The organism is Nocardia sp. NPDC049220 (genome assembly GCF_040647855.1).
GTDB lineage: Bacteria > Actinomycetota > Actinomycetes > Mycobacteriales > Mycobacteriaceae > Nocardia.
Genome location: NZ_JBEZDA010000012.1, coordinates 173870 through 180606 on the forward strand (window position 1 = coordinate 173870; position 6737 = coordinate 180606).

General features: G+C 61.2%; 4 protein-coding genes and 3 pseudogenes. 5 read left to right on the forward strand and 2 right to left on the reverse strand.

Going from position 1 to position 6737, the window contains the following annotated elements:
* Positions 1-68 precede the first annotated feature (68 nt).
* From AB0C34_RS23710 to AB0C34_RS23730, 5 genes and pseudogenes are all read left to right on the forward strand, one after another.
* A pseudogene (locus AB0C34_RS23710) lies at positions 69-818 on the forward strand (amino acid permease); the annotation flags it as partial.
* Between the two features lie 210 nt (positions 819-1028).
* Entirely contained in the window at positions 1029-1970 is a 942-nt protein-coding gene (locus tag AB0C34_RS23715) for an NUDIX domain-containing protein (RefSeq protein WP_357076839.1), read from the forward strand.
* 699 nt (positions 1971-2669) lie between these two features.
* The gene (locus AB0C34_RS23720) at positions 2670-3017 is read left to right on the forward strand and encodes a hypothetical protein (RefSeq protein ID WP_357076842.1); all 348 of its coding nucleotides are present in this window, start codon (positions 2670-2672) and stop codon (positions 3015-3017) included.
* 162 nt (positions 3018-3179) lie between these two features.
* A complete protein-coding gene (locus AB0C34_RS23725) occupies positions 3180-3722 on the forward strand; it encodes a hypothetical protein (RefSeq protein WP_357076845.1) in 543 nt (180 codons plus the stop codon).
* A 29-nt stretch (positions 3723-3751) separates the two neighbouring features.
* On the forward strand, positions 3752-4318 hold the full coding sequence (locus tag AB0C34_RS23730; protein ID WP_357076848.1) for a hypothetical protein: 567 nt from the start codon (positions 3752-3754) through the stop codon (positions 4316-4318).
* 460 nt (positions 4319-4778) lie between these two features.
* Here AB0C34_RS23730 and AB0C34_RS23735 read toward each other — a convergent pair.
* Both AB0C34_RS23735 and AB0C34_RS23740 read right to left on the reverse strand, forming a co-directional pair.
* Positions 4779-5308 (reverse strand): annotated as a pseudogene (locus AB0C34_RS23735) (ATP-binding protein); the annotation flags it as partial.
* A pseudogene (locus AB0C34_RS23740) lies at positions 5308-6377 on the reverse strand (IS21 family transposase). The pseudogenes AB0C34_RS23735 and AB0C34_RS23740, both read right to left, overlap by 1 nt.
* Positions 6378-6737 lie beyond the last annotated feature (360 nt).

Genomic DNA, 6737 nt, shown 5'->3' on the forward strand with positions numbered 1-6737 from the left:
GCGATCAGATGTTCGATCAAAATTTCTCCCGCGAAAGCCCAACTCATGACCATATCTCGTCGCATCCGATATACGCATATAAAAGCCGCTTCGCAAGCGGAGGACGGTGGTATCACAGAGCCCTTACGTCGCGGCAACTGCTGATGATTGCGACCGGTGGTGCCATTGGCACCGGCCTGTCCCTTGGTGCCGGGAGGCAGCTAGCAGCCGCGGGACCGGGACTGTTTCTCGTGAACGGGGTCTGTGGAGTATTTGTCTTCTCTATTCTGCGGGCGTTCGGTGAACTTGTGCCGCACCGGCCCTCGTCAAGGGCATTCGCACACGACCCTCGTGAATCCCACGGCGAGAAGTTCGTCTACGTGGTGGGATGGATGTACTTCCTCCTCTGGTCGATGACCGGGATAACCGACGCTACAACGATCGCCACCTATGCCCGCAATTGGACGGTGTTCCAGAGCGTTCCGCAGTGGGGGATCGACCTGATCGCGTTGGCGGTCATGCTGAGCAACAAAATGGTATCGGTGCGGTGGTTCGGCGTGCTCGAGTTCTGGGCCGCGCTGGTGCAGGTGATCGCGTTGGTGGCCTTCCTCGTTGTCGGGGCCATCATCCTGGTCGGCCAGTTCGACATCCACGATCTGCCAACGGGGCTCTCTGTGATTTCGCGCAGTGGTGGCTTGTTCCCGACCGGGGTCCTGCCGCTGGTCACGACCGCTACACGCGTGATGTTCGGCTACGGCGGAGTCGAATTGGTCGGCACGGCGACAGGTGAGGCAAAGAACCCGGCGAAGATCATGACGCGCGCGATAAATCCGGTCATCGTAATGCCAGCAGCAGGTCCGCGCCCGACATCGATATGTCGTTTGCTCTGAAGATGTTGATACAGAGAAATATTGACATAGTCGGGTTCGACGGCTCTCCCATACGCCTTCCAGGTGGGCTTCGACGTGGTCTTCAGTAGGGCAGTAGGCGATGCCTGGAGGAGATTTCGTGAGCTTCTGTCAGGAAGGATCCTGAAAGTTGGTGAGGCCGTGACGGGCAAGTACCGAGACGCCGGCAGCGATCCAGCGCGGGGTGCTGCTGATACGTTCGATGCTGCCGATTATGGCATCGGTGGACCATTCCGCGCGACCGGGGAGTACGAGCTGTCTGCGACACAAGGTCCCGGTCTTTCCCGGACACCAACCCTGGGGAGCAAAAACGATCCGCTTCCGGACAGGACAATCAACAAAATGCTCCTGGAGATGGCAAGGGTAGAAAGGGGAATCGTCGATCTTCGGCGAGTTCCGGTTCCACCGGATGAATCCGCTTGGGTTGTTGATTCTCCCGGATACAATCCTCTTTTTATCGATGTGCCGCGAGGTAACACTCGACACCGTAAAGAAGGGGATCGTCCGGACCCTGACGATCCTCGGGAGATCGAAACTTTCTCCAGTCATGAAGTGGCGCAGGTACAGCGGGACGCGGAAGGATATCCGTTGAACCCACGTGGTAGAACCGGTTTGCGTGGGCGCGGAATGCTGGATAAATGGGGCGCGACGCAGGCCGCCGATCCGATCATCACCAGGTTCGACCAGCCCGGTAGTCTGGAAGTCCTCCTGATCCAACGCAAAGACACCGGGGAGTGGGCTATACCTGGCGGCAAGGTGGATATAGGTGAACTGCCGTGGCAATCGGCGGTTCGAGAACTCGGTGAAGAAGCCGGTGTAGAGGGTGTCCAGATCGATGCTTCACGAGTCCGAAATGTTTACCAAGGCTATGTGGATGACACCCGAAACACGGATAACGCGTGGATGGAAACCACAGCCTTTCACTACCATCTGAACCCCAGCGAAGCCGCCGACATCCGGATCTACGCCGGCAGCGACGCGACACAAGCACGATGGGTGAAAGTAGACGATCAACTCTACTCGAACCTGTTTGCCAGCCATGGGGAATATGTGCGTTCGGCAGTTGCAGGGTTGCGATGGTAAGGCTCTGAACGAGAGGAGGTCAGGTAGTTTCTCGACTCCGGTGGGGGTGGCAGAGGCCAGATCATCGCTTTATCTCTTCCCTGAACCTGCGCGATGGTGCCGGCGTCGAGCAGAATGGAACAGGTGTTTCTCAGAAATGCGGCAGTACAGTAACTTGTGGATGGATGAGAGTTGGCAGAGGCCGCGTGCGTTAGTGTCCGGCCACTCCTGAGGAACAACGCTATCAGCGGTACGGATTCGAAATGTGTGGGGAGTTGGGAGATATGTCGCCCCCGCTAAGATTTGGCAGGCCACCGCCGGCGAACTCGACCGCCACCTCAAACGTCTGGTTGCCTTGGTCTGCGCCGGAAGGCCAAGCAGCACAAGATAACCCTATGGGCGATGATGCAAATCGCGGTTCGTCACGGGGCGGTCGATGCAAACCCGATCGATGGTTCAGCGATTTGGTTCGGCGGCGGCCGCCTGCGGGAAGGTCCAGGACCAGCACGCGCTGCTCGCCTTTCGGGGTTACCGGCTACCTACAACCCAGTGGTCTGCGCGCAACCCACCCAACAACCCACCCACGGATTCAGGCTGAGGACTCGCAGAGTATTAGTCCGTAACATCACCGATTTTCCAGAGATGTTGTGGTGCCCCGCACCCGCACGCCCCAACGGCCTGGCTGCGCTGTCCCGTACTGACCGGGCTCATCGAGCTGGAATGGGAATCGCTGATCGAGAAACTCACCGTGACCCGGCCCGCGCAGCGCGAACCCAGCTGCACACCCGACGCGGCGGCACCCGCCGCACCGCACCCGGAACCGGCCGCAAAACACTGCTCACGCTCGACGACCGCGCCGCGATCACCCTGCTACACCTAGGGTTCGCCACCCGCCAACGCGCCGTCGGCACAATGTTCGGCGTCAACCAGCAAACCGTTCACAACATCGTCGAACAGACCAGACCCCTGCTCACCCTGGCCGGACACCACATCGTCCCCGCCGGGATCGTCCTTCCAGACGCCCAGGTCAGCACCCGATACGATACCAACCCAACAACATTCGCATAGATTGCGTGTTATTGGTCGGCAGGCCATGACTGCGGCTTTGGGCCTAGAACTGGGGACGGTCCAAGGCGGTCCCAAACCGACGGTCCAGTCGCAGTCGTGCATGCTAGCGTACAAAGGCATCAGACCTTAGACCTGGAAGCCGTTGCAAGGACTACATCACACATGGGTAACTACACTGTCGTTATCACCCCCGATCCAGTGGGTGATGAGAGGGACAGTAGTGACGTTCCTCACCTCACCATTCGAATCGCCGCCACCGCGTCGGATACATCACGCGTCACCGATATTGGTATAAACACGACAGCTCCGGCCGGACTGACGTCCCAGAACGTGCTTGGCATCGATATCGAGGCGATCGTGACCGCTCTGGCCCGCCGGTTCACACCGTCCGGTTTTCACGCCGCATCAGCGGGGCCCCCTGCATCGGCGTCTGAGCGGAATTCGGAACAGATGGTGCTCGAACGGACTTCAGCCCCTGCGGTGGGCAATCCCGCACCAGGGCCGAGCGTCACGGATTCAAAGGGAGAACGAGCCTACCGGAGAATGCCCGATATCAGCGAGCTTCGTGCAACATACAAACAGCTGGGCACGGTCGCCGCCGTTGCCAAACATTACGGCGTACCTCGGCATACAGCCCAGGGATGGATGGGCCGCTTACGCAGGCTCGACCAGCCGGTCGAAGCTGGCTCCACGAACAATAATTAGACCGACATCTCGAACGGAACCGCTTGGTAATGACAGAAAGCTACGCGATCGCGATTTCCAACACGCGAACTGGTGTTGTAGTGGCTGCTGCAACGGTCGAGATCGATGCAACCGGTGCGCGAATGACCGAGGTGTGCGCCGAAAGCGGCGGCGAGACATTCGTCCCTGAAGCCCTGGCCAACATTGATTTTCCGCTCCTCGTTCGCACCGCGATTATGCTGTCGGGTTCGCCTGCGCAACCCAACTCGACTTCCACGCGAGTCTCCACCGACGAAAACAACCCGCAACCAGCTGAGACAGATGGCGACCCCGTCACGCCGCCGGCCAGCGGGGATGGTATGGCCGAACCGGTTGAAGGTTCGCCTAACCAGCCGGCGGGAGCCCATGAGCGGGCAAATCCTCAGCGACGTCAACGAGCCGGAGCACCGGCAGATTTTGGCGTGAACTACTGGCGGCTGGGCAGCATCTCCAAGGTCGCCAAACACTACGACGTGCCCCATCACATCGCTCAAGACTGGATCAAATCCCTTCAACAGCAAGGAAAGCTGGCCAGTCCCTGGCTCTCGAGAGCATCACGTCCATTGCGACCAAGGTGACCGTTCTGGCACGAATAGCCACGAGAGTTCGATGCTTAGGTCGAGATGGGGTCGAATCGACAAGGGGAGGCCAAGCCGTTCGCTGCTTGGCCTGGACATCTTCCCGGCGCTGATCACCCGGCCGTGCTGGCGAGTTGACGCTGCAACTCGCTGGCTTCCCAATGCCTCGGTTAGCGGCTGCCGACCTCGAGTTCCACCTCATCCAGTCCCTTCAGACGCTGGGCGGCGCGGTCCTGCTCGGCAAGCCTTCCGTCCTCGACATGCGTGCGATGAACGTGGACGTAACTCATCGCTGTGGCAACCCAGGAGTGGCGTGAATCAACAACCTCTGTCCACCATTCGAAGGGAACCTCGAGTCACACAACCAGCATGTGCACCAACCGCCGGATTATCTGTGGTCGGGCAGCATCAAGCTCGACGACCTGGAACGTTATCTGCGCCGTGCTGGGCTCGGGGGTCGAGGTGGGCGGCCGAGTTTGGTCAGTTCGGCCTGTAGCCAGCCGCCGTGGTGGTCCTCGGCCACCGTGAGACCCATTCGGCGGCGGAGGCGAACGCGACCGGTGACCGGCCTGACACGCCCGGATCGCAAACCGATCGCCAGGTGGGTTTCGCCGGTGCCGGGCGGGCTCAGGAAGACCACGTTGTCCTTCGCGGTGACGAAGTCGAGGGTGCGAAGGTGGGCGATCACGTGTCGTTTCAACCCGGGGGAGTGTCCGAAGTCGAACTTCTCGAGGGATTTGCGGTGGGGAAGCGGGCCAAGCGGATGCGGCCCTCACCGCCATGGGATTCGCGGGCGGAGACCTCTCGTTGCCAGCAGGCGATGAGGAGCTCGTCGTGGGTCCAGTTCTCGGCGCGGGCGCGTTCGGGCCGTCGCTGCGCGGCTTCGCGCAGCGATGGCGCTTTCAAGGCTCGGGTGAGGAAGTTCAGCTCGGCAGTGAAGTCCCGTGTTGTGATGGATGTTTTCGTGGTGGTTCTGGTCGTGGCGGGCATCAGGCCACCCCGCCTTCGACATCGATGCCCAGCGCGGTGTCGTAGTCGGTTAAGCAGCGTTGCTCGACCGCTGGTTCGGGTGCTGGCGCAAGACACCGATCCGGCCGCGCCGCAACGCTTTCGCTGCTTCGAGGTGTTCGGGTCGGACGGGGTTTGACGCCAGGCCCAGATCCGATCGTGATCAGCCACGATCCGTCCGCCGGAGAACGCTCGAACCCGGTTCGGGTACGCAACGATCTCGATCCGGCGGCCGATCACCGACGGATGCACCGGATAGTCGTTGGAATCCAAGCGGATGTCGTGATCGTCGGGTAGTCGCGCTGACCGCCGCCACCCGGTCTGCGGCGCCACCGACGGCAACCCCGGCATCGCCTGGCGGTCCGCAGTGATCCGATCGGTCGGCGCGCAACCCCAACGCACGACGTGGCCGAGATTCGCCAACTCCAGCCAATGATCGAGTTGAGTATTGAAATCTGATGGGCCGCTGAATGTCCGGCCCGGTAGGAAGGACCGTTCGAGATAGTCATGAGCTCGTTCGATCATGCATTTGGCCTCAGGATCTGCGGGGTCTGCAGATGAGTACGTTCGTGCCCAACGTCCCCGCCTGGCATTCGGCAGTCAGCTCGCTGCGACCCTCACGCCAGCGTCCGATCGCGCCCGCACCGTCCGCACCAGAACTCTGGGCACCGAACCCACCCGATGTGTGTCCACCAGCCGGCGAACAGATCCATAGGTAGTCCTCAACGCCGGGTCCGGCGGCCGATACGGCGGCCGCAGTTCGGCGACCCGGCCCGAGAGCACCCTGACCGAGCGAGTCCAGCCGATCCGCTCGGCGATCACCGTCGCCGGCATCGTCGGATAAGCACGCAGCATCTCCCAGATCTTCGGTTCGACCGCGTCCACGACCGACTTCTGCACCGGCCGCTGATACTTCGGCGGCCCGTCCGAGGCCAAGGCCCGCTTTCACAGTGTTGCGCGACACACCCATCGCCCGAGCGATCACCTGAATCGGCATAACCTCTGGCCGGCGCAAACGACGAATCTCAGCCCAATTCTCCACAGCAAGCATCCCTTCGGTCCTCCCTGGCTCGGATAAAGCCAGAGTCACCGACCAGATGGTCCGTTTTGAGTTGCCGCGCGGCGATCAGTTTTCACGTTCCGCCAACAAGCGAACACGAAATCCGCGTGATCGAACTCCGCCAGAAAGTCTCTGGCCGCCTACGAACCCGCACCGGAGCCGAACAGTTCTGCGCCATCCGCAGCAACCTGTCCGCAGCGGCCGAGCGCGGCAAGTAGTTCCTCGAAGTCCCTCGTCACACTCGCCGAGGGCCAACTGACGTGACCCCGCTGGTTCGGTCCGGGGTTTGTGGGAGTCTGAATGCCCAGGATTTGGGCGGGAAGGCTCGACGACGATCATGGCGACGCGTAA

Bases quoted from the DNA above. Each gene is read 5' to 3' on its own strand.
- AB0C34_RS23720 (WP_357076842.1), top strand. From the start codon at position 2,670: ATGGGAATCGCTGATCGAGAAACTCACCGTGACCCGGCCCGCGCAGCG.
- AB0C34_RS23725 (WP_357076845.1), top strand. From the start codon at position 3,180: ATGGGTAACTACACTGTCGTTATCACCCCCGATCCAGTGGGTGATGAG.
- AB0C34_RS23730 (WP_357076848.1), top strand. From the start codon at position 3,752: ATGACAGAAAGCTACGCGATCGCGATTTCCAACACGCGAACTGGTGTT.